The organism is Vibrio sp. 1557, from assembly GCF_033340175.1.
Lineage (GTDB): Bacteria > Pseudomonadota > Gammaproteobacteria > Enterobacterales > Vibrionaceae > Vibrio > Vibrio alginolyticus.
This window is the reverse complement of sequence record NZ_JAWOVZ010000269.1, coordinates 1-1067: the sequence shown is the minus strand read 5'-3', so window position 1 is coordinate 1067 and position 1067 is coordinate 1. Positions and strand designations below refer to the sequence as shown.

Sequence of the window (1067 nt, the reverse complement as noted above, 5' to 3'; positions counted from 1 at the left end):
GGCGCTGCGCTAGCAGGATGCGGCTCAGACAGCGACAATTCTCCAGTAACCTGCGAGACTGCAGATTCTTGTACTAAATTCACCGTTCTACACACTAACGACAACCATGGCCGCTTTTGGGAAAACAGCAAAGGCGAATACGGCATGGCTGCACGCAAAACTTTGATCGACTCTATTCGTGCAGAAGTGGAATCAAGCGGTGGCGAAACCATTCTATTGTCTGGCGGTGATATCAACACAGGTGTTCCTGAGTCAGACATGCAAGATGCAGAACCGGACTTCATAGGGATGAACCTGCTTGGTTACGACGCAATGGCTGTCGGTAACCACGAGTTTGATAACGCTTTAGATGTTTTGAACAAGCAGATCCAATGGGCTGACTTCCCTATGCTCGCTGCAAACATCTACAAGAAAGACACCGATGGTAAAGTAACCGACGAACGTTACTTCGCGCCTTACAAAGTCTTCACGATTAACGGACTTAAAGTTGCGGTTGTTGGCCTAACAACAAAAGATACAGCGAAACTGGTAAACCCAAGTAACGTTGCTGATATCTACTTCGAAGATCCTCAAGTTGAAATCAAAAAAGTACTTAAGGAAATCGAAGCAAACGAAACTGTCGATCTAGTTTTTGCAACAACACACATGGGTCACTACCAAGATGGTAACCATGGTAGCGAAGCACCAGGTGACGTTTTATTAGCGCGTTCTCTTGAAGAAGGCCAACTAGATGCAATTATTGGTGGCCACTCACAAAACCCAGTATGTATGGAGCCGGGTACTAACGAATACGCAGACTTCAAACCAGGTGACGAGTGTGCTCCAGACCAACAAAATGGCACATACATCATGCAAGCGCATGAGTGGGGTAAATATGTTGGTCGTGCAGACTTCGAATACTACGATGGCAAACTGCACCTAGCAAACTACGCTTTGATTCCAGTAAACCTAAAGGCAAAAGATGCGAACGGCGACTACCAATTCATCGCTGAAGAAATCAAGCCAGATGCTGTAGTTAAGCAAATTCTTCGTACTTACCAAGAGCAAGGTCAAGATCTGCTTGACGT

At 45.9% G+C, this 1067-nt stretch carries 1 protein-coding gene; it reads left to right on the top strand.

Features of this window, described 5'->3' with window-relative positions; all coding sequences use genetic code 11:
• Positions 1-1067 (top strand): bifunctional UDP-sugar hydrolase/5'-nucleotidase UshA (gene ushA, locus R7070_RS26410; protein ID WP_318141545.1); only part of this gene is annotated, 1067 nt, incomplete at both ends.